The sequence below is a fragment of the Halalkalicoccus tibetensis genome (genome assembly GCF_037996645.1).
Classification (GTDB): Archaea; Halobacteriota; Halobacteria; order Halobacteriales; family Halalkalicoccaceae; genus Halalkalicoccus; species Halalkalicoccus tibetensis.
This window is the reverse complement of sequence record NZ_JBBMXV010000006.1, coordinates 164556-185824: the sequence shown is the minus strand read 5'-3', so window position 1 is coordinate 185824 and position 21269 is coordinate 164556. Positions and strand designations below refer to the sequence as shown.

20 protein-coding genes and 2 pseudogenes are annotated in these 21269 nt (G+C 48.8%); 10 read left to right on the top strand and 12 right to left on the bottom strand.

Features of this window, described 5'->3' with window-relative positions:
• Positions 1-158: 158 nt before the first annotated feature.
• The 7 genes and pseudogenes from WOA58_RS17330 to WOA58_RS17310 form a co-directional block, all read right to left on the bottom strand.
• Positions 159-1252 (bottom strand): annotated as a pseudogene (locus WOA58_RS17330) (ABC transporter substrate-binding protein).
• A gap of 190 nt (positions 1253-1442) precedes the next feature.
• On the bottom strand, positions 1443-1958 hold the full coding sequence (locus WOA58_RS19230; RefSeq protein WP_461782299.1) for a DUF7519 family protein: 516 nt from the start codon (positions 1956-1958) through the stop codon (positions 1443-1445).
• Positions 1959-2179: 221 nt separating this feature from the next.
• A complete protein-coding gene (locus tag WOA58_RS17325; RefSeq protein WP_340605543.1) occupies positions 2180-3436 on the bottom strand; it encodes a DUF58 domain-containing protein in 1257 nt (418 codons plus the stop codon).
• On the bottom strand, positions 3426-3986 hold the full coding sequence (locus WOA58_RS19225) for a DUF7269 family protein (protein ID WP_461782298.1): 561 nt from the start codon (positions 3984-3986) through the stop codon (positions 3426-3428). The genes WOA58_RS17325 and WOA58_RS19225 overlap by 11 nt, the downstream gene beginning before the upstream one ends.
• 32 nt (positions 3987-4018) lie before the next feature.
• Positions 4019-4747, bottom strand: a complete 729-nt coding sequence (locus WOA58_RS17320; protein WP_340605542.1) for a DUF4129 domain-containing protein — start codon at positions 4745-4747, stop codon at positions 4019-4021.
• A 16-nt stretch (positions 4748-4763) separates the two neighbouring features.
• Complete coding sequence (locus WOA58_RS17315) at positions 4764-5714, bottom strand: AAA family ATPase (RefSeq protein WP_340605541.1); 951 nt, start codon at positions 5712-5714, stop codon at positions 4764-4766.
• A gap of 856 nt (positions 5715-6570) precedes the next feature.
• Positions 6571-7395 (bottom strand): hypothetical protein, encoded by an 825-nt coding sequence (locus WOA58_RS17310; RefSeq protein WP_340605540.1) that lies wholly within the window; start codon positions 7393-7395, stop codon positions 6571-6573.
• A gap of 177 nt (positions 7396-7572) precedes the next feature.
• On the opposite strand from WOA58_RS17310, the gene WOA58_RS17305 reads away from it, so the two are divergent.
• The 5 genes from WOA58_RS17305 (at position 7573) to WOA58_RS17285 (ending at position 11563) form a co-directional block, all read left to right on the top strand.
• Complete coding sequence (locus WOA58_RS17305) at positions 7573-7923, top strand: winged helix-turn-helix domain-containing protein (protein ID WP_340605539.1); 351 nt, start codon at positions 7573-7575, stop codon at positions 7921-7923.
• Positions 7920-8237: a DUF7521 family protein gene (locus tag WOA58_RS17300; protein ID WP_340605538.1), complete on the top strand. Its 318-nt coding sequence runs from the start codon at positions 7920-7922 to the stop codon at positions 8235-8237. The genes WOA58_RS17305 and WOA58_RS17300 overlap by 4 nt, the downstream gene beginning before the upstream one ends.
• 340 nt (positions 8238-8577) lie before the next feature.
• On the top strand, positions 8578-9420 hold the full coding sequence (locus WOA58_RS17295) for a DUF7847 domain-containing protein (protein WP_340605537.1): 843 nt from the start codon (positions 8578-8580) through the stop codon (positions 9418-9420).
• A 29-nt stretch (positions 9421-9449) separates the two neighbouring features.
• Positions 9450-10382, top strand: coding sequence for a polyprenyl diphosphate synthase (gene uppS / locus WOA58_RS17290; protein WP_340605536.1), 933 nt, complete (start codon positions 9450-9452; stop codon positions 10380-10382).
• Positions 10383-10840: 458 nt separating this feature from the next.
• Complete coding sequence (locus WOA58_RS17285; RefSeq protein ID WP_340605535.1) at positions 10841-11563, top strand: HAD family hydrolase; 723 nt, start codon at positions 10841-10843, stop codon at positions 11561-11563.
• A 519-nt stretch (positions 11564-12082) separates the two neighbouring features.
• Here the strand turns inward: WOA58_RS17285 and WOA58_RS17280 are convergent.
• The gene (locus WOA58_RS17280; RefSeq protein WP_340605534.1) at positions 12083-12343 is read right to left on the bottom strand and encodes a hypothetical protein; all 261 of its coding nucleotides are present in this window, start codon (positions 12341-12343) and stop codon (positions 12083-12085) included.
• Between the two features lie 385 nt (positions 12344-12728).
• On the opposite strand from WOA58_RS17280, the pseudogene WOA58_RS17275 reads away from it, so the two are divergent.
• From WOA58_RS17275 to WOA58_RS17265, 3 genes and pseudogenes are all read left to right on the top strand, one after another.
• Positions 12729-13061, top strand: a pseudogene (locus tag WOA58_RS17275) (zinc ribbon domain-containing protein); the annotation flags it as partial.
• 128 nt (positions 13062-13189) lie between these two features.
• A complete protein-coding gene (locus WOA58_RS17270; protein WP_340605533.1) occupies positions 13190-13510 on the top strand; it encodes a hypothetical protein in 321 nt (106 codons plus the stop codon).
• Positions 13511-14035: a hypothetical protein gene (locus tag WOA58_RS17265; RefSeq protein WP_340605532.1), complete on the top strand. Its 525-nt coding sequence runs from the start codon at positions 13511-13513 to the stop codon at positions 14033-14035.
• Positions 14036-14769: 734 nt separating this feature from the next.
• Here the strand turns inward: WOA58_RS17265 and WOA58_RS17260 are convergent.
• Positions 14770-15435, bottom strand: coding sequence for an HD domain-containing protein (locus WOA58_RS17260; protein WP_340605531.1), 666 nt, complete (start codon positions 15433-15435; stop codon positions 14770-14772).
• Positions 15436-15642: 207 nt separating this feature from the next.
• Here WOA58_RS17260 and WOA58_RS17255 point away from each other — a divergent pair, with 207 nt between their 5' ends.
• On the top strand, positions 15643-16389 hold the full coding sequence (locus WOA58_RS17255) for a CPBP family intramembrane glutamic endopeptidase (RefSeq protein WP_340605530.1): 747 nt from the start codon (positions 15643-15645) through the stop codon (positions 16387-16389).
• 5 nt (positions 16390-16394) lie between these two features.
• Here WOA58_RS17255 and WOA58_RS17250 read toward each other — a convergent pair whose 3' ends face one another.
• Both WOA58_RS17250 and WOA58_RS17245 read right to left on the bottom strand, forming a co-directional pair.
• Positions 16395-17078, bottom strand: a complete 684-nt coding sequence (locus WOA58_RS17250; RefSeq protein WP_340605529.1) for an ABC transporter permease — start codon at positions 17076-17078, stop codon at positions 16395-16397.
• A 110-nt stretch (positions 17079-17188) separates the two neighbouring features.
• The gene (locus WOA58_RS17245) at positions 17189-18175 is read right to left on the bottom strand and encodes an ABC transporter ATP-binding protein (protein ID WP_340605528.1); all 987 of its coding nucleotides are present in this window, start codon (positions 18173-18175) and stop codon (positions 17189-17191) included.
• 816 nt (positions 18176-18991) lie between these two features.
• Between WOA58_RS17245 and WOA58_RS17240 the strand changes: the two genes are divergently transcribed.
• On the top strand, positions 18992-19180 hold the full coding sequence (locus WOA58_RS17240; RefSeq protein WP_340605527.1) for a hypothetical protein: 189 nt from the start codon (positions 18992-18994) through the stop codon (positions 19178-19180).
• A gap of 80 nt (positions 19181-19260) precedes the next feature.
• Here WOA58_RS17240 and WOA58_RS19220 read toward each other — a convergent pair whose 3' ends face one another.
• Positions 19261-19401, bottom strand: coding sequence for a DUF7563 family protein (locus WOA58_RS19220; protein WP_461782296.1), 141 nt, complete (start codon positions 19399-19401; stop codon positions 19261-19263).
• Positions 19402-21269 lie beyond the last annotated feature (1868 nt).

Here is a 21269-nt window from a genome sequence, read left to right as displayed (position 1 = left end):
ATATCGAGCTCTGCGGCCTCACAGAGCCGTTTCATCACGCTTCGAGCGCCCGTCGTCGCGCGGTCGAAGATTGAGCCCGGCGTAATCAGCGACACATCAGCCCTCCCGATATCGTTGGCGAACGCGGCGAACTCGCGTCTATTCGCGAGCTTCCCGACTCAGAAGTCCCCGTTTACGATGTCTGCGACGCGATCACGATCGAACAACTCTCGATCGATGTCGTAGATCTGGTTCGCCGCACGCCCCGTCAGCACGAGGTTTGTAATAGGACCCTGGTACAGCGGCCCACCGCGGTAAACATCGTCGTTCTCGACCGCAGTCAGCGAGCTGGCGACGTTATGGTCCTTCATGAACGCGACAACTGTGTCTTGAAATTCCTCGGCGGTCTTATTTTCGTTGCCCCGAATCAATAGCACGTCAGGATCGATATCGAGCAGCAACTCGTAATCGACCCGCGAACGGCCGGCGTGGAAATCGTCTACGTCCGTCGTCGCGAATGCGTCCTCGACGCCGAGATCCCGCCACTGCTTAAAACTCGTTCCTTCGTCGATAAGGTACGGCGAGAATTCGGTCGGCTGCTCGGTCGGCTGGGGCCACATGATGACAACCGACGGTCGTTCATCCTCTGGCGGAACGATTCTCTCGAGTCCGTCCTGAAACTTGTCATGAACTTCCTTGAAGGCTTCATACCGCCCCGATTCTTGAAACACTTCTGATAGGCTCTCGAAGGCTTCGTAGAGCGTGGGATACTCGTGGTCGTGCCATTCATAGCCCCGCGAAAAGATGCTGTTTCCGAAAAACGGCGTCCCAGTCGCCTCGATCTGTTCGATGTCGTCTTCGCTCCAGTGATCGGCTCGAGCGATAATGAAGTTTGGATCCATGACAAATACATCGACATCTTGGGTCAGCGAAAGGAATTCTTCTGGGTCGAGTTCACCTTCCCAGAGTGCCATCATATCGCTTTTGTCAACGCTCACACCGGGAATATCCTCATACAGCTGGGTGTGATATCGCTCAGTGAGGTAGACAGCTTTCGGCGGATCCTGTCCGAGTGCGATTCCCATATCGGCCCAACTTCCGTTGTTAGCAGCCCAGGCCTCCGGAACCGAATCGAACTCAACGGTCCCAACGGGTTCCATCGTTACCTCGTAGCCATCGTTCGATCCGTCGTTGTTTCATCGTCAGTTTCGCCATCGGTTACACAACCGGCTACTATCCCGACTCCGGCCACTGCAGCACTTGTTCGAATCAGTTGTCGCCTCGTTTGGTGAGTTCCATCTCCCGTATTTTAGGTCCACCTAAAAGTATAAAACAGTTTTGAAATCGATAGTGGCGTTACCGCTAGTATGTATTGGTGAGATTTCATAGAGGATAGCAGATCACACACGAGGATGTGTCCTCGTACATCTGGACCGCTCGAGCATCAGAGTGCCTGGAGATATTCATCTCTCCTGTCGTACTTGAGGACTATCCACCCGAGGGATATGACACAAAGCAAGCACAAACGCTAACAGGGCGAGTAAAAGCAGTGCCAATCCAACAAAGGAGGGGGAGCTGAGTGGAATCAAGGAGGCTCCGATCGTAAGCAAAACCGCAGTAACTGTGACAGCGATATCCACTGAAATTCCGGTTATCTCTGTAGAGATCGTTTCAGCAGTACCGCCAACCTGTCTTCCGAGTGTAATTGCTCGATTGGTTATTCCCCATGTCAGTAAAACACACGACGCTGCTACTGCAGACCGCCAAAACGGTGATGGGTCAATGACAGTACTCGCGATTACACTGATGAAGACAAAGGAGATACCGGTGATTGCAAAGGGGTAGGCTACCTTAGTATAGACAGGGAAGACACCAAGTGTGAAGATCAGCACTCCGACTGTGCAAGAAAGAGAGATTAATAGTATCGGCAGGGGAGGATAGAGAGCTACAATACTGACGGACACGGAGACAGCAGCCATAACTCCCACTGCAGTGAGGATTCGTCCAACAATGATATGATTCCGTCGTCGAAGGAGTACTCCGCCAATAAACAGTATGAGGCCTATCGCCTCCAGAACAAGTGCGACAGTCTGAATTGGACCACTCAAACCAATAAAACACGCACCAAGTAGGGTACCAAACGCTATGCTCGCACTGCTGGTTGCAGGTACCGAATCAATGGGGTTTCTCGCGGCATTGTTCATTTTTGAAACCCCTCTTTCACCACGGTCTCAAGAGGCTTCTCAGGCCCCCAATCGACAACTGAAATATCTGCTCGTCGAAGAGTAGCAATGCGGTTGGCTCGTTGAAGTCGGGAGATCTTCGCTCCCAGTGTACCGGATGCTGTTACATCTGGAGACAGTACCGTTACTGAATGACCATCCGCCTGAAGCGTTCGAACTGTTTCAACCGGAAGCTCATCAAGAAGCGGTGAAAGAAAAAATACACCCATTCCTCGATCAAGCCGTGTCCGGAATGTCTGAACCTGCGAATCGGCAGTCTCCTCGAGGCTGTTCGTAGGCGGTGGCTCAAGTGGGAGTATAGCGGGATCCTCAAGAGCTTGTCCTATTGTTGCAATATGTTGGGTGCCCCTATTCGGAGCAACCCAACCACTAGTCCCAAGAACAGATATTCCGATTAGCTCATTGATGTCTGAGAAGGTAGCTAGTAATTCGCGTGCTGCGGCACGTTCATACCAGACAGCATGTGGTTCTTCCCTTTCTGAGGATTGATAACAGATACCGCGGGCGTCTAAACAGATGACAGTTGATTGAGATCGCTCTTCATGAAAATCCACTGTCGTCAGTTCTCTATCCCGAGCATAGCGGTTCCAGTCGACTCTGTTCGGTGGATCGCCGGGTTGATAGGAACGAATCTTCGAGAATTCCGTGCCACTCGCACCATTTGTTGAAATGCTTGAGCCAGCATGCTGCTGAGCAGTCTGATTGAGAGAAGTAGCTCGGATCGGTGAACGGCAGGCAAGTTCTGTGTCCGCCACAATCGTCGTCTCAACCCGTACACTACCGCTGGTATCTTCAAGAGCGACGGATACCGGCTCGAAATGATGAATGCCATGTTTTGCAAGAACGGTATAGGAGAACATCGTTTCACCGCCAGGTTCAAGTGCTGCTGCGTGACGAGCCGTGCCACTCTTAAGAGACAGCATTCGTGGAACTCCATCGAGAACAGTGATGGCAGGAAGTGTTCGACTACCGGTATTTTGAAGTGTGACAGTGACTTCAACCTCTTGATTATGCGATGGATTGTTCTCAGAGAGTGATCGTTCAATGGCGAGTGTGGGAGTTGGAGCTGGTGTAACGTGTGAATAGACAGTGAACACTACAGCGGGAATGGCCAATAGCAGCAGCGTTGATTCACCCAAAAAAACACCCATTCCACTCGTAAGCACTGCAGCGACGAGAGCAATGTTCCAGTGAGTTATTCGTTTAGTGCTCATTATCTCTGTCGCTCTGTTCAGATCGAAGGAGGATTGCCTGTGCGGTTCGCCGGGCCCGTCGTGGGAACCGTGCTCGCTTACTCAGTAATTGTAAATACGGAGTATTCGCGTCCGGATTAGAGCGAACGAATGAGATCGCTACCGGATCATCAGTCCATGTTCCCTCTTTGATTTTTTCTCGAGCCGTTCGTGTCGAACACCCTGTTGTCCGAACGATTGTTCGGATCGCTGCTTGTCGGAGTTGCGTCTGAATCCGTTTGCGTCTAGCTACTGGAAGTGAGGCAGGCCATCGACTATCCAGAACAGATTCGAGGTCGTGACCTGGGGACGGGGACGACGGGATGGATTCAGGTATTGTCTCCGCCTGATTGCGCTGATTTGGGTTGTTGAGCAGAGTAAGTGGACTGAGCAACCCCGCGATCAGAATAGCCGCTGTAAGAAATGCAACTAAAAGAGTTTCATCGTCCCAGGGCCAGGATAGAAACGATTCGACTACCGGGCTAAATAGGACGATTAGTGCACCAGTGAGCGAGAGCAACCCCCCAACCACCAGCAGCTGCCGGATGATTGATATCTTATCTGTCACTTAGAGTCATCCTCAAATTGTTCGAGTATACGTTTTGCATCCTGTCGATGATCATCTGTGATACCTCTATCATTATATCGGGTTTCTCGAAGTAATTCTGTTATTTCATTCACATGATTCTCATCGAATCCAGCGTCGATAGCACTTTCAGCCCATTCTACTGGCGTTTGAGAACCGGGATTGTCTATTTCGAGTTGTGTGGTCATGGCTACCCAGGCTTTGGATACCTCTTGATCAGGCTCAGTGGGCGGCCACTTTTCATCATCCGTATTCACCTGAGAGTCAGGCATTGCTGTCCGGGATCTGTTTCGCAGAATGTCCATAACTGAACTAGTAGTTGATTGTGGGAGATGTCGATCAATGAGTAGCAACAGTACACTACCCCCGCCAACAGCAAGAAGCGGGAAAGCAAGCGAACGCAAGACGTCAAAAGCGATGATGAGGAAAGCAGCCCAGGATCCTGCCCCGCCTGCAGGGACGGTAGGGTCAATATTGATACCGAATAGTCCAAGAATGGCATCAAGAAGCAGTAAAAGGATGGCCAGCGGAGATAGAGTGGGACCGTCACCATTTTGCACAGGAGTATCATACGGAGTCGTTATCGGGGCCGAATCAAGGACAGCCGCAGAGATTGAAAGTGTAAAAATAGCAAGCAAAGCAGTACCGATCAAGAGAGCATTGTGTTGGTTTACATCTTGATTGATAATGCTTTGTTTTGATGGCATAAATGTAGTATCGTTTCTATTCGAGTATCGGTACTTGCATAGTATCCAGAATAGACTCAATTACTTGCTCTTTTGTGACGTTGTTTACGGTTGCCTCGGGTGTAAGGACGAGACGATGAGTGAGTACTGGATGAGAGACACATTTAACGTCGTTGGGGACAGCGTGACTTCGGCTGCGAAGAATTGCATGTGCTCGAGTAGCTTCGAATAACCGCTGTGTTCCACGTGGTGAGACGCCAACTTCGACGCGGTTATCAGTGCGTGTTTCTCGAGCGAGTGTGACAACATACTCTATGAGATCATTATCAACATAGATGGTTTCTGGTACTTGACGTAGCGTGGCAACTCGCTTATTGTCAAGGACGGTATCGACAGACGGACTCACCCGTTCACGGTCGTTTCGTTGGTGAATCATCTCGAGCTCGCCTGATTCATCAGGATATCCGATTGAGGCTTTAACAAGAAATCGATCGATCTGGGCTTCTGGGAGTGGAAAAGTACCCTTATTTTCAACAGGGTTCTGTGTTGCAATGACGATAAATGGCTGTGGTAATTGACGGGTTTTACCACCTATGGAAACTTGTCCCTCCTCCATGGCTTCTAACAATGCAGCCTGCGTCTTTGGTGGCGCTCGATTGATCTCATCAGCTAAGATGAGATTAGCGAAGAGAGGGCCTTCATTGAACGTGAAACTCTGCTGACTTTCATCGAATATATGAGTACCAGTGATGTCAGTGGGAAGCAGATCCGGAGTGAATTGAATACGCGAAAATGAAAGTCCGAGAGCAGTAGCAACGGAGCGTGCGGTGAGTGTTTTGCCAGTGCCCGGTACGTCCTCCAACAACACATGACCTTGGGCAAGAATACCAATAAGAACCGTCTCGAGGAACTCACGATCACAGATAATGGCATCGGCTATTTCGTCGAGAACAGTTTCACAATTTGCACTTGCTTCAGTTACATCCATGCGTACTTTTTAATTTGATATCTGCTCAGAGACATATTCTTTTTGGTGTATAGTATGAAGCAGTGACAAAGTATAAAAATCCAATCAATTGTATAGGAGGTACTCGTCGACTATTACTGATTTATTGTCTGAAAATATTCGTTATTTTGCGATAGTTAGCGAAGACATTTGGATATTATCACCGAAAGCTATAATAAATACTTGAAAACTCGATTTAGCTGTCAAAGCTGATGTCCCTGTCGAGACCCCTCATGTGGGATGAAACAGAATTTCTCGGTGATAAGTGCACTTGCCTGTAATGCTTCGATAATCTTTCTCAACAAGTTAATACTGAGGATACTGACCACCCATTGTACTTTGAAATAATCTATCGTGCAATATTTCGGCCGGTTTTTTCTGACCGTGACAAAAGGTTTCGTATTGAAGATAGTGACTCGAATTGACTTCTATGATGCAGCCTCCAATCTCCCTGCAAAGAATTGCCACTCCTCAACGGAACAGCACCACAATAGCAATTAGTAATAGAGGTGGTTAGTGTGGTAACGTATGCCCTCAAACCACTTGATGCCTATGCTATCACAAGAGACGATATCGATACTGTACTAGTTCCAAGTAAGCACCTCACTGAATTCATCCAAGGTGACGGTAACGTAACATACATCTGCCAGAATTGTCGCCAAACGATTCTTGACCAAATACGACAAGGGCAGGTAGCTAATATTGTATTTGAATGTCCAACGTGTGGTTCTTTGCTTTATCTTCCCCGACATCAATGACCTACCACTGATCAAATGCGTTGGGCGGAGATATCCCATCCACTGAACAAACTCCTTTTCAGCTAATCTGGACAACTAGTTCAAGTGCTAAGACGTTGCCGTATAGCTCCTTTCTCTGGATGAATTGCAACGTACGCACGGGCGAAGATAGCGAGTGAGAGTATAGTAAGTAGGCTAGTGAGGGGAAGCATAACGAAGAATCCGAGCGGGTCTGGTAACAATGCAGTTGGTGACGTAATAACGCTCTGTACTACCGCAAGGAAAAAGGCCAATATGAAAAGGCGTACTCGATGACCCTGTGTGAGCGACCAGCTCATCCGAAGTGCGCTAATCGGGCCAGCATCTTCAACAGCGATGGTGTGGTTAATGAACAAGAAGCAGATCCAAACGAAGGCTGTTAGTATAACTGATAAGAGGACTGCTATAAGAACCACTCCAAGCAGCATAAGGCCATCAACTGTTCCAACCATCCAGTAGAGAGGAACGAATGGTGCTACGAAGACACAAACTACGATAAATAACATAAGGAAGCCTGCAAGATAGGCGCTGATAGTAGCACGCCCAATCCGACGGAAAATATAGTCGTCCGGAATATGACTTCGCTTCTTGCCAACAAACGAACGAATTGCGACGATATAGACAGGAACTAACAATAGTCCACTAATGAGATTTGTCAACGTTGTAGCTAAGGCAGCGATGATTTCTGGTAGTTCATCGCCTGGTGGTGGTGCCGCTTCAACTCCTGTCATGGAGGGACTGACTGGAATATAGACAGACCCTGCGCTAAGCACTAAGAGCATGGTAAATCCTTGGAATAGTGCGAATAGAACCATGAATAGCACCCCGTTGCGACTCGCTGCTAACCGTGCACCATCCTTAATCACAGTGAGAAGCTCTAATGACATGTACGATGTTTATGATATCTATTGGCTATTTCTAAGATAATGCTATAGGCGCTGTGTTGTTCTGCGTACTGACCATAATAGATACTCCTGAGGCAGGGGTTGATAAAGATAAGGTGTTTTTACAGGCGTGGAAAGTCGAGGGGTCTATTTACTAGCATCTGAGTTGATACAATATTCGTGAGTGAGGATCCGCCTTCGGAGAAGCTATTCGCACTACTCGACGATGAGTATGCGCGAACGATCCTCACAAAGACAAGTGAACAACCGATGTCCGCAAAAGCACTCGGCGATGTCTGTGATGCTTCACTTCCTACCATCTATAGACGGATTGACCGGTTGCTTGAATGTGACTTACTCGTTGAGCAGACTGAATTCCAGAATGAAGGCCGTCACTACAGTATCTATGAGGCCCGTTTAGAAAGAGTCACAGTCGAACTTGCAGATGGAGCCCTGAATGTAACGATGACGACAAAAGAGAAACCTGATCCAGCTGATCGCTTCACAGATATTTGGGAGGATATCCGATGAGCAGCGAATTGACCGTTCTCGCTGCGTATCTTTTCACCCTTGCATTAACGCTTCTTGCAATGATAATGGGATTTATTATCGTTTTTCAGGCTTACCGAGGCTATCGACGGCATAATAGTCGTCCAATGCTGTATCTAGCAATTGGATTGGCATTGGTAACGATTGCACCGTTCTTGTTGTCAGTGATGTTTACGATTGCTGGCGATTTCCTTTCGTTAGGCTCATTTGCATTCGCATATATGCTGCCAATTCTAAGCCGCTGTGCTGAGATTATAGGGCTAGGATGTATTCTCTACTCTCTGTATATGCAGTGAAGAGAGTAGGATTGCAGCTCAGAGGTGCTCTTTGTCGGTCGAGAAGTCAACACAGATAACTATACAGACGAATTTTCAGCTTCAGAAAATACGGACAAGTATTACTTACTATCTGGATCATGATATAGCTGCTAAGGACTCAGCTGAGGCGGCCGTGCCTCTGACACCCTCCTTGGCACTCATGGTCCTCCGAGCGCAATAGACCACTTCCCTATTTTAGGATTTGAACTGGTAGTATATGAGATCCTCTGTTTTCTAGCAGGAGAGGCGGTTGCTGACGCTTTTTTCTATGGCTGAAAAGAGGGCTCTATTATACAGTACCTCCTGACAGCCATCTAATATGGCAGTAATTGCCCCACTTCGGCGCGTGCCGGAAGTGCTTCGAGAACAGCCAGTACTGTTTATTCCAATCGCTCTCTTTGCACTTCTACAGATTCCACAAATGTACATTGAAGTGTTAGACCCAATGCTTTCGCTCATCTTTTCGCTATTGTTTATGGGTGTTTTTCTATTCCTTACTCCCCTATTCTACGCTGGCACACTAGGTATGGCTGATGATGCTACTCAAAACAGACAGACCTCTCTAAGCCGGTTTTGGAGTCATTCGAAGAAAAATTACATCTCTGTCTTGATAGCCTATCTTATAGTATTTGCTATCAGTGCTGGGTTTGGAATTGTCGTGGTTATCGTCTTTTTCATCGGCTTCTTTGCTGTTGGTACGATGGTTGATGGCCTTCTCGCATTGGGTCTCATTGCCGTTACTAGTCTAGTATTTGTCGTTGCGTTTCTTGGCCTTCTTTTGGCGCTTCAATTCTATGCTCACGCGATCGTTATTGAACACGAGGGAGCTATTGGTGGTCTAACTCGGAGTGTTCAGGTGGTTCGGTCTAATATTACTGCTGCTATCGGCTATGGAATCTTGGTTTTCGGAAGCGGGGCCGTAATTGGTGGAATCTATAGTGTTCTCATGCAGTTCATGCTTCCAACAGCTGCAACAGGTGGTGCTGCATCAACTCCGGACCTCGTCCCCGTTCTTCTCGGAACGAGTGGTACCGTTTTTCTAACGGTGCTCTTTGGAGCAGTGTTTGCTGTCTACTCTGTCGGCTTCTATAAGGAGCTTACTGCAGAGGAGACTCAACAGAGAAATGATAGTACAGACGCGCTATCAGCCAGTAGTGATTGAGGAGCACGTAACATTTCCAATAGCATTCAATGAACAAGTGGCTTTGGGACCAAGTAAATTCGATTTATGAGCGGTTGCTTTCTGAGGAAGTTACAGGTACTCCCACCCATGTTGCTGTAATCCAAGATGGAAATCGCCGCTACGCTCGCCAACAAGGTGATGAGGCGCATCAAGGACATCGTGCGGGTGTACAGACAACAGAACAGGTCCTTGAATGGTGTTACCAGATAGGGATCAAAGAATTAACTCTATATACATTTTCGACCGAGAACTTCAAGCGGCCGGATAAAGAGAATGAGCCATTATTTGACCTTCTCTGTGAAAAGCTCCGCGAATTTGCTGATTCGGAACAGGTTCATGAGAAGGAAGTACAAATTCGTGTAATCGGTGCAATTAATCGCCTTCCGGAACGGGTTCAAAATGCAATTACTTACACTACAACTCAGACCCAAGATTATAATCAGTTTGTTCTCAATATTGCACTAGCATATGGCGGCCGTTCACAACTTCTCAAAGCTGCGCGAAATATTGCTGAAGATGTTGAAGCTGGCGATATTAGACCAGAAGCGATTGATATTGGGATGATTGAAAACAAACTCTACGAGAGACCAATCCGAGATGTGGATCTTATCATTAGAACGGGAGGTGGGGAACGTACCTCCAACTTCCTTCCATGGCATGCAAATGGAAACGAGGCAGCAGTATTCTTTTCTACCCCATACTGGCCAGAATTCTCGAAAAAGGACTTCCTGAGGGGAATTCGAACCTATGAACATCGGCAAAACTCTTGGAAGAGAACACGTGCCCGTCGTGCTCTTGCTCTGCTTCATTCATTAAAAACCCAAGAGCTGCCTAAAGCACGTGCAATTGCCACGCAGTTCCAACACTCACTGCCTGTTTCAGAACGATCAGACAAGAACAACCCTGCAACAACAGACTCAGCCGAGACTACAACGGACTAATCACTGGACTCCTTTTCAACGCTAGGGTAGGCAGTCGACTCGGATTTCCCTCTTTTCCACCGAATCTATTTGATCTGTATGTAACCGGTTCAGCTATTTGAGAGAGAAAGTGGGCTCCAGAATAGTGAGGGTCGATCTGTGATAGAGAGTGAATATTCTCACGGAGTTCGAGATGGATCTCATTTTTGTTTCGTGATGTCATTGAATATTGGTCTGCTGTAGTTCGGAGGAGAGTGGGTATCGATGTGTGTCGTGAGTGTAGGGTTCCAATAGAGCTGCTAATAGTGCGGTATAAGAAGTCTGAATTTTAGCTTGCTGTGCAAGAGATAGTAAATTGGATTGCAATCAACGGCCGGTATCCACTTACCTTCAGGATGGGGTATGTCACCTGTCCAGCATCTGAATGGTTAGGAGAGAAACAGATTTATATTCATTTGTCTTCCAGATGGCAGTCATAAATGAAATACGATGCCGTCCTGTTCGACTTCGATGGTGTTCTTGTTGAGCCACCGTCGTTGGAAGCCTTTTACGAGGCACTTAGACGAGTATACGATTCCTTCGACCTCTCTCGACCATCTAAAGAAGAGGTATCAGCTTTTTTCGCGGGGAACCTCGAGGCGATCTCAAGGCGGTGTCGGCAACTCGGCATTGATACGAACCGGTTCTGTGGACAGGCGGCAAAGGAGGCGATCCGCACCCAGCGCAAGGAGATTAAGGTAGGAATGCGGTCAGCCTACGAGGACGTCTCCGCGCTCGTCTCGCTCTCACCATCGTGTGGCGTCGTCAGCGACAACCACCCAAGTATCGTTTCGATGACGCTCCAGCAGTTCGGGATCGCTCGTCATTTCGAGACGATTCATGGTTGTCCACTCACGCCAACTGGATTTAAACGCCGAAAGCCGAACCCGTACAACCTCGAAGCAGCAATGGTCACTCTCAATGTAGAACCTGATCGAGTGCTATACGTCGGCGACCAATCCGTCGACATCGACGCTGCTGACAATGCGGGCGTCGATTCGGCATACCTTTCCCGTGATGGGTCTGAGATCGACCGAACGCCCACCTACCAGCTATCGTCGCTGCGCGAGCTTCCGACAGTTATTGAACAAGACAGTCGATGGCGATGCTATCTTTCTTCTCTCCTCACTCGTTTCACTCGCCCGTTGAGGGGGGATCCTTAGCAAGACTAATCAGAGAGTAATTTACCCAGTAATTTGGGCCGACGCTCTTGTGAGGCTTTGGAGGAACTCCACGATGGACAGGGACCACGCGAACGTACTGTTCTTACAGGAACATCAATCACTCTCTGGGTAGAAAACATATCACGATCGTATACTGGATTTCGAACGGAGTAGCCGACATTCAATTATCGCAGACTGAATTGAGAGGTCGTCCTCGATAATCAAGACAAGTATCACCTCAGCAGTTTCTATTCCGAGCTGACACTCTCATGGGTCAGTATTGATCACGGTCACACCCTTGTCGCTGACACAGAAGAGTAGTTCCCAAAAGGGTACATTCGCTAGGTCGTCGTTAGACCCTGTGAGGAGTCTACCGCCTCAAACGCAAGTACGGCGCTGTCGTCCCTCCACTGTACTGGTGGAAACAATTTCAAGAACTCCCCGTCACCCGTTTCACACAACCTTGCCCGATCACTCTAATCAGTAGATACAGGGAATTGGTGTAGAGTGAATTATCTCTCAGAGAAGATCAAGAACTGCTGTCAAAGCTAACGCAGAACCCAATACTACGGCCAATATTATAATTGATCTGTTAGCAACTCGAATAATTCCAGAGATCAAAACGCCGATAGAGATACCAAGCAGAAATTGATGAAATATCCCGTCTTCAGTCAAGACTTCCAATCCCGCTATTGAAGTCTCGATAACGAGTAACCCAACAATACCAAGAAGGAACAGTATACCATCTCGACGTACATTACGCTCCTGACTCTCGATCATATTATGCGGTTAAATAAAGAGATCAATATAGACTCTCGGCATCGAAATTCCTCGGTGTTCATGAACCACCTAACAGTGACATAGGGCCTTGTTTAGACGCAGGACAACAGCAGACTCCTTTTGGGGATACACGATAAAAAAACCATTCATTGACTCACGACCTTCATAATTACTAAGCGATTCACGAAGCTTTCTCGTCGTAATGCCTCCCAGATTAGGACCCCTTGCCCGAGAGCTTTCACTCCCATACTACGAGGATGGTTTCGCGAGAGTCCGATCCCGCTACGTTTCGAGCGCTGGTACGTCAACGGATACGGTGGGCACGTGGATGGACTCAAGTGACGACCACCTCGAGGATATTCTACGAAACCACAGAGGATGAAATATTGAGGACAAAGCGACGGACGTCGATATCCCGGTCGAATACGTCAATCCCGCCTACACAAGGCAGACGCGTCACGAGTGCAATCACCTCGGAAAGCGGGCTTCGCAAGCGGAGTTCCGTTGTACTAACGGGGAGTGTCACGTTTCGACGTTCCAGGCGGATATGAGTGCCGCCGCAAGCATCGCTCAACGGGTTAACCCGTGGGGAGAGAGTGTTCCTTGGAAATCAGAATACTATGACTCGCCTCGGAATGGGAGCGGTAGTGACACCGCCGAAAGACCACCCAAGCCGAGCGCACCTACGCAAATGACGCTTGGGGCGTATGAGTCTTAAAACCTTACCAGCTTGTCTGGTATTCCCACTGTGTGGGAAGCCCTGCCGTTTACCGCGGGGAGGATGTCACAGGTCTCGGTGAGCTGTGCGAGGCAAGTGTTTTACCGCTGCGCTCACACTGTACACACATGAGCTCCGAAGGGGAGAAAAAGCGCGTTCAGTTCCGTGCACCCCAAGGATTGGTCGATCGGGCCGATACCCTCGCAGCGGTATTCGAGACGGATCGGACGGATATTCTTATCTCTGCCCTTCAGGAGTACCTGCGGGACGCGGCCCACTCTGACGAGATGAAGCAGGAGATCGCGGAGGCGTACTACGATGACAACATCACCTTCGACGAATTGAAAGCCCTCGTCGGTCATGAGGAGGCAGCGAACTTTCGTCTCCTGAAACAACAACTGAGCGAGGCGTTCGTTGACGACGTGGTGGAGGAGTTGGCCGACGGATAGATGGGACGCATCATCGCCGATACGTCTGCCCTCGTTGGTTTGGGAACCGTGGCGGATACCACTCCGAATCCACTTGACCTACTACGTGACTCACACGACGTTATCCTCCCCAAGCAGGTCATCGACGAACTTACAGAGACGGCCTCCTATAACGATACCTCAGGGAAAGCAGCACAGGCCATCCTTGACCGTCAGGCTGCGTTCGATGTTCGCAGTGTCGAACTTGACGAGACGTTTCCGCTTGACGATGGAGAGAACGCAGCAGTCACATTGGCGAACAAGATAGATGCACTCCAACTGCTCTGCGACGAGTTCAACCGACTAGCGCTGGTGCATGCATCGTTGGTGGATACACGCCTCGTAACGACACCGGTCATTCTTACAGCACTCGTTCGAAACGACATGCTCACCGCGGATGCTGCCGAGGCATTCTTGGACGAGATGAGCAACGCGCGTAGCTGGTCAGCAAACACCTATGTTGCACGTGCGAAATCCACGCTGCAACAGCAGCGAGACGACCTGTAGCCGCCCGTCCCAGTCAAGCACCAACGGGATACTACTTGAGATCCACTCAAGTGGAGACTACTCACGTGCTATAGGCATCTGAGTTGATCCTCTCACTCAGAGAAAACAGCGAAAATACGCATACAGCGGGTTCTTCTGCAGTTCTTATCGGCAGAAATGATAACATGTATGATAATTATTAACAGAGGCGAGCGGTATCTCCATGGTCAACCGTTGTCGGGAATGGAACCTTCCAGAAGGGTCCTTGGCTAAAGCCGTCACCAGCCGTTCACGGGACGTACCCACTAGTAATCGTACCGTACGAGCAACTACATTCGTGGGAGTGGAGTCGTGTCCCGTTAGAGATCTGATCCGCTCTCGCGGGGATTAGGATTCGGGGATATCACTCACCACTGACGTCAGCTGTCTCCGGTGGGTCCATCTCGAATGTGGTCTCACCGGGAATTTCGGATTCCTCTGGAATGACGAGACGCTCATTACTGGCCCGCACCTCGAGCCCCCGAAGCAAGGTGGCGCGCGTACTACCGGTGTGAGGACTGCGGCCGCGGGTCGCTCTGACTCAGGGACGTAGAGCGCTCGGAGTTCCACACCGAGAGGTGTGCGCTCCGATGAGTCCTGAAGACGATTAAGAGGGATGAGTGGCTCTGTTGAAATCCTATTAGGTGGGCACGTTAATCGGTGAGACAACCGTTCTGTAGAAATGCAAATGTAGCAATCACAATCACTTGGATGACTTATCTCTCGCCTTCTATCCCGATTTCTCTCTCAAATTGAGAGAAGAATTCGTTCATAAAGTTCCATCGGGATGTTCCAAGTCGACGACCTGGTCGCGTGTACAGGAGATCCAGGCGTTCCCTTGCCCAGTCTCTTAGTAACTCGATATCTGGGGTATCCGAGGTAGCCGATTCAGAAACGGATGAGTCATCGATTATTGCGTACTTTTCCCCTGTTCTGCCCGACCTCTCGCCAATAATGCAAGCCAGACGAATGATACCACGGGCACCAGCAGCTTCCAGCTTGTCTGCATCAAAGAGTAATTGTGCCTCAAGGGACTCAGGCTCTGGAGAACTCGGCCGAATGCTGTGTGCTTTGATGCAGTGCTTGACGGCTTCAGTTTGATCAGATGTGGCTCCTTCAGCCTTTAAAAGCTGCCCAGCTTTTCTTGCAGCCCATTTGTCGTGATCATCAATTAGACCCCTCCGTTCTCGTGGTCGACCAATATCATGTAACCAGGTTGCTGCAGAAAGAACATCTCTGTCAACAGTCGTCTTATGGTCATTTGCTAACCGAATTGCCAAGTCATGGACTCGTTGCGCATGAAACTTATCGTGTGCTGGTAGAGCATCGTCATAATACGGCAACGATATCTCTCGAGCGAGTAGGCCCAGTTCCTGCTTCATGGAAGGAGAAAAAGTCATATCCACTACACATAGTTGTTATGATTCTCAAGGCGGGCATTCTCTGGACAACCTGTATGTAGCGACTTGCTTCTTCTAGTTCCGTATTTAGTTTGTTTATTCTTTGAGTGTCGTATAATTGTATGTTGCGTTCAAACAACAGCGAAAAAGGCATAGTAGTCTTACTACCTAACAATGAGATCTCGAACAATGAATCTGACCCTCCAGAATTCCGTTATCACGCTTGTAACCGTGCTCCTCATTGCGATTGCGGGATTCCTTCTCGGCGCAGTGCTAACCTCTGTTGGCATTGGTATTCTCAGTGTCTTCGGAGTTGACGTTTTCGAACAGTCGGTCCTGCTGATCGTTATCAATGTTCTTGCACTCCAAGGTCTTGGCTTTGGTTCAGTCGCACTGTTCTATCTACTGACTCGTAATGAGGGAATGGATTTGCTCATGGTATCGATACCAGACTTCCGTGACCTACTTGCGATCATCAGTGGGTTAGTCTCGCTATTTGTCGTGCTAGTCGGAGTTCAAATCGTCCAGACGGCGTTTGGTATTCAGTCGGCTGATCACGGTCTCGTTGAACGTGGCATGCAGAATCCTGAACTCCTCCTCATACTCGTTCCATTGTCGATTCTCCTTGTCGGCCCTGGTGAGGAGCTCCTCTTTCGTGGTGTTATTCAGCAGTTACTTCGAATTCGTTTTGGAACTATTATTGGAATCACTATTGCAAGCGTGATCTTTTCCATTGCTCATGTCGGCTCACTCAGTGGTGAAGGACTCTTTCCGACGCTCATTACTTATGTTCTCTTGAGCGTTATTCTTGGAGTGAGCTATGAGTATAGTGAAAATCTTGTTGTCCCCTCAATGATCCATGGGTTGTTCAATGCAGTTCAATTTATTATCATTTACTTGGTGGTAACAAGCGAGTCTCAAATACTCATAATCTGATAATGTCAGTAATCGCCAAGGACACCTAGATTCCGCGCCCTACGTTGGGTGATGTAGAATCCTAGGAACCCAATCACGAAATACCCTACAGCAACGGCTCCAAGAATTCCCAACGCTACCAGATCAAATTCCCAGATGCGGATCCCATCGGTTATTGCTTCTTGGAGCATCGCACTCCCTTGAACCAAGGGGAATGCCCGTAACCATTCCACATTAAGAACAGGAGCACCGATCAGACCAATCAATATGAAGTTAAATAGAGCCGTAATGCTATCGATCTGCTTGTAGAGCACCGCCAATCCCCCCATAGCGAATCCAAGACCAATTACTGAGAGAATACTGAGCGTGAGAATGGGTACAACAGTCAATACGTGCATGTCTAACCACGTCCATGTGAGAAGCATCATTAACACCAGAACAATCAATGAAACAACAACCACTCTCAGAACCCGTGCAGCAACTTTTGCGAGCAACACCGGTCCAAAACCAAAGGGACTGATAAAATGTCGTTCAAGAGTTCCCCAGGAGGCTTCACGTGTGATTATAGTTACCACGCCCTGATAGGACTGGCCCGAAAGTGTCCACAGGAAGTATCCAATAATAAGCGCCTCAATCGAATCAGAGAACGTTGGACCGGCAACTGCCTGCCCGCCAAAGAACACCATTGCGAAAAACACGAATTGTCCCATGATTACACCGATCGCATTGACCGGGTATCGCACCCAATTTACGAAATCACGATAGAGAACGGCGTACGTGAGCTGCCGATACCCAGCGCTTCTGCTAGCTGAAGAGCCTCTCATGACGTGTCTTCCTCGGTAATTTCGAGAAAGATTTCTTCTAGATCGGGTTGAATTGTCTCAATAGTATCGAGTGTCAAATCAGCCTGCTCAAGATCACGCGTCAATTGGTAAAATATCTCGTTGGTAGCAGTGAGCTCAAAACGTGTCCTCTTATCAAACCGTTCACAATTCGTAATCTGGTAGCGCCCATCAAGCGTAGACATCGCTTTCTGACTGGCCTCTCGAACGGTAATACGATATCGTTGTGTCTCAACCTTCTCAAGTAGCTCCTCTACCTCGTTGTCAACAATGATTTGGCCGTCGTTCATGATGATTACGCGATCACAGACGTCTTCGATAACATCCATATCGTGGCTCGAAAGAACGACAGTAAGGCCGCGATCCTCGACAATACGTCCTAATTCTTGGCGCAGTGTGAGCGAACTCTCGATGTCCAATCCAAGAGTCGGCTCATCGAGAAACGCTACTGAAACATCACTGGCAAGGACGCTCGCCAAGGACACTTTCTGTTTCATCCCTCGGGAAAGGTCCCGGACAGGCTCATCAGCTTTCTCAGCTAAGTCAAGCTTGTTAAGCAGCCGATCATGTCTGTCGGCGACTACGTCTGGATTGTCCCCACCGATAGTCGCAAAATAGCGGAGGTTCTCTCGAATCGTGAGTCGCCAGTAGTCATTGCGTGCCCCCTCTAGCATTGCATCAACTCGACTAAACGCCTCTTGTGGACGTTCGGCGATATTGACACCATCGATATAGACTGTTCCCTTGTCAGGACGTATCAATCCGAGAATGGACTTGATAGTCGTTGTTTTCCCTGCTCCATTCGGACCGAGTACTCCAACGACTGATCCAGGGTGAATGGTAAACGACACATCCTCAACTGCAACCACGGAGTCATCACTACTACCGAACGTCTTTGTGAGACCGTCGACCTCGATAGCTGGGTCGATAGTGGTGTCTCTATCAGCTGTCGACGTAGCTTCCATGACAAGAACATTTCTGCCTGGGTTAGTAAATTGCTTGCAATCCTCATGTATCTCCAGTGTTCTGAGTACAGAACGATTGTATAGACTGAGTAAATTTAATCCACATTATTCCTCCTCAGACGGCATACCCGTCAACCACCATTATGGAGGTGGACGAGAGCGAGCATCGTGAGTGATGTGGAGGGTGGGTACGCGGTCGGGCTCTGGCCGAGCCTTTACCCGGGATTCCTCTGCGGGGCGGTCGCGGGGCTGTGCTGTTGTGGTCGCGTCTCAACCGCGCGCGACGAAACAAAATTCCAAATTCATCTTATGAATCAGAACTCTTCCGACGCACACCTATTGTTCGGTGATGATGAGCGAGCGCGGATTCTCCACTCGTTCCTAATTGCGCTTACAACGACCCCGTGGTTGCTGTTCATATCGAAGATACAACATTATAACATTATAATCGCAGATGGGAGTACACGAGGAAGAACATATCGACTGTACTCATAGAACTGATCCACATACATGAAATTCAATACTATGAATCAATCCACGATTGAGATGATCGCGCTTGCTGTGATGGGTATTCTCTTTATCATAGTCAGTGGCTTTCTTCTTACTCAAGCCCTCGCTATTTCGGCTAGTGGTGGAAGAAACCGACTGCTCATTGCAGGAGTCATCGGAACCGTGATTGGTGGTGTATTTCTCTATGAGAGTGTTACTCGATAGTAGTCCTGTATGTGGCGCTGGGCATCTCTGATAGTTCATCTTGTGCACTTATTCCCATATTGGATACGGGGAACTATGTGTCCTACAGGAGGGCATCTAGCTATGGTAGATCATCTTGACCGGCCTGGTGTTGATCTCGTTCTTAGACTCGGCAAGGAAAATACGCCACGGCCATGTGTGACCGATGATTGTGAGTATGAGGCCGATTACTACGTGCTGACTGATGACGTCCTCTCAGAATACACCTGCGAACAGCACCTCGAGGAGGCTGTCGAGCGGGCACAAGCCTGAGATCCTTCCTAGTCGATGCCGTCAGTCCTGTCTAGCCTCTTCACTCCGTTCGCTGCAGTGATCACTAATCGCTGAGGCGCTCAGTGGCCAGTTGCTTCCCCATTCTTGATCGCCGTCGCACTCAGACAGCTGGGACAGCCAGAGAGGGTCCCGTCATTATCAGCAAAGACGCGGTGGAAATCGGCAGTTACGTGCTGACCACACTTATCGCACTGAGGCATATTCCGCTTATCGTATAGGGTGATTATCAACTTTTGGCTGCATGATGGACTATAGCAGCGCTCGAAGAACACGATCTCGTACGCGATAATACCGTGAATCGTGTATTCGGTAGACGGCGCCCTAGAACAGACTCGAATACTTTCACACTGATCCAGAGCACCGGGTGCCTCACAACGATTATATATGATCACACTGCAATATACTAGTGTGAACGAAGAGGCAGTCAAGCGGATGCGTGAACTCCGCAAGGAAAAGTCCGATCTCTACAAGAAGATGGGACAGGTCGGCTCCGGTAGCGCTACCGACGAATAATCCCGACCACGGTGTCTCAGTCAGTTCTCCACCGACGTCAGCTCAGTGAGCGTCTCACGTGCATCTTCTAGAATTCGGTCAAGTACCGATATCGGTGGGTCATTCGGTCGTCGACTCTCAATTGTCTCCGTGAACGCTTTGGTAAAGTAGCGATGCCACAGCTGAAAGAGTTCATCGCGTTCCCAGAGTCGGTTACAACGAACGTCAGCGTGAAACGTTCGAATATACTTCGACTGCAGGACAGTGCGATCGATCGACTCTTGGACCACAGCAGTTGCCACCCCCAGCTCTTGTTCGGTAAGATATTCGAGTGTGTTTGTCGCCGTTCGGTGATTAGCATCCGGAAATAGATGCAGTCCAACTAGTGCACGAACCCAATGAGCACTCTGTGCTGGCAGTGGATCGTTCGTCGGAAATTCTCGAATGAGCCGGTGGATCGCTGTGTCTTGGACATTCCGTATTCGGCGGCGCGTTAGATCTCGGTCGTTGCGGATCCACCCATAGGTCTGCTCTGATTCTTTGCTAAGCTCGAGATTGATCGCCTTCACTGTTTGTCCATCCAGTGAGCTAAAATCACAGAGACGCTGGCTGTCTGACGGGAACTACTTTGGCGCGATTTCTTGCACCTCGAAGAGACCGTCAGTTATTGGAACAGTAGACGGATCATGGAACAAGTCTGTTCCATAGGCGGTGATTGCGTACGTTTCGTAGCCGGTTTCTCGTATCGCTCCTATGCGAGCGAGATCCTTGAGTTGTAATCGGATGACGTTCTCTCGGAACCGGTTTTCGGAGAGTTGATTGGCACTTCGTTGAGAGTGGGTACAAAGTTGGTCCAGTATCTCTTGGTCCGATCGGTACATCGGTGCTGACGGATCGATAAAATCACGATAGGAATGAGGAGCAGTTGTGCCCGACACAGCGTGGAGTTCAGCGTACCAGCTGTTAGTGTTATCTATCCACCGAGTGGCTCAGCGATGTTTGGGCTTTAAACACATGACATTGGAACTCTTCTGGATCCTCTCTCGAAGTGACTTCGAAAGATGAGTGCTCCAAACGGAAACGCCGCATTGGATAGTTGCCGAGAGAAATTTTTTAGAGAACCACAGACTACATCCCGTGCCGATGATTTGAATTCTCCACTATTGTTGAGTGTCCTTGTGCAACACTCTGGAAGTCATAACAGGACAGCTGTTGCACAAGGAACTGTCTGACTCATCACACCGTGGTGGGATATGCTTTCGAAGGCAGAACCAACGAAACTGTTTCTACTCCCTCTACTACTACTACTACTACTACTACACCGAGGGAAGGCTGCTCAGAGTTGTAACTAGGAGGGGAGGACCTGATTGAATTAGAACTCACATTTCTACCACCAGTCGTGTTTTACGGTACTGGAGAGGTTAAATTAATGTAGTTGGGACGTAGATACTTTAGGCGCAGTTTTTATTCCACTCCGGCTTAGATCGGCATTGGCTCTGTTCTAACTACGCAGATCAGCAATAAGTCAGATTTAATTGTAGTTAAACTACAGATTAGTACGCATTCGTGAGTGGAG

Coding starts and splice junctions, on each gene's coding strand:
- WOA58_RS19230 (WP_461782299.1), bottom strand. CDS start 1,958: ATGGCTGCTGTCTCCGTGTCCGTCAGTATTGTAGCTCTCTATCCTCCC.
- WOA58_RS17325 (WP_340605543.1), bottom strand. CDS start 3,436: ATGAGCACTAAACGAATAACTCACTGGAACATTGCTCTCGTCGCTGCA.
- WOA58_RS17320 (WP_340605542.1), bottom strand. CDS start 4,747: ATGCCATCAAAACAAAGCATTATCAATCAAGATGTAAACCAACACAAT.
- WOA58_RS17315 (WP_340605541.1), bottom strand. CDS start 5,714: ATGGATGTAACTGAAGCAAGTGCAAATTGTGAAACTGTTCTCGACGAA.
- WOA58_RS17310 (WP_340605540.1), bottom strand. CDS start 7,395: ATGTCATTAGAGCTTCTCACTGTGATTAAGGATGGTGCACGGTTAGCA.
- WOA58_RS17300 (WP_340605538.1), top strand. CDS start 7,920: ATGAGCAGCGAATTGACCGTTCTCGCTGCGTATCTTTTCACCCTTGCA.
- WOA58_RS17295 (WP_340605537.1), top strand. CDS start 8,578: ATGGCAGTAATTGCCCCACTTCGGCGCGTGCCGGAAGTGCTTCGAGAA.
- uppS (WP_340605536.1), top strand. CDS start 9,450: ATGAACAAGTGGCTTTGGGACCAAGTAAATTCGATTTATGAGCGGTTG.
- WOA58_RS17285 (WP_340605535.1), top strand. CDS start 10,841: ATGAAATACGATGCCGTCCTGTTCGACTTCGATGGTGTTCTTGTTGAG.
- WOA58_RS17280 (WP_340605534.1), bottom strand. CDS start 12,343: ATGATCGAGAGTCAGGAGCGTAATGTACGTCGAGATGGTATACTGTTC.
- WOA58_RS17270 (WP_340605533.1), top strand. CDS start 13,190: ATGAGCTCCGAAGGGGAGAAAAAGCGCGTTCAGTTCCGTGCACCCCAA.
- WOA58_RS17265 (WP_340605532.1), top strand. CDS start 13,511: ATGGGACGCATCATCGCCGATACGTCTGCCCTCGTTGGTTTGGGAACC.
- WOA58_RS17260 (WP_340605531.1), bottom strand. CDS start 15,435: ATGAAGCAGGAACTGGGCCTACTCGCTCGAGAGATATCGTTGCCGTAT.
- WOA58_RS17255 (WP_340605530.1), top strand. CDS start 15,643: ATGAATCTGACCCTCCAGAATTCCGTTATCACGCTTGTAACCGTGCTC.
- WOA58_RS17250 (WP_340605529.1), bottom strand. CDS start 17,078: ATGGGACAATTCGTGTTTTTCGCAATGGTGTTCTTTGGCGGGCAGGCA.
- WOA58_RS17245 (WP_340605528.1), bottom strand. CDS start 18,175: ATGGAAGCTACGTCGACAGCTGATAGAGACACCACTATCGACCCAGCT.
- WOA58_RS17240 (WP_340605527.1), top strand. CDS start 18,992: ATGGTAGATCATCTTGACCGGCCTGGTGTTGATCTCGTTCTTAGACTC.
- WOA58_RS19220 (WP_461782296.1), bottom strand. CDS start 19,401: ATGCCTCAGTGCGATAAGTGTGGTCAGCACGTAACTGCCGATTTCCAC.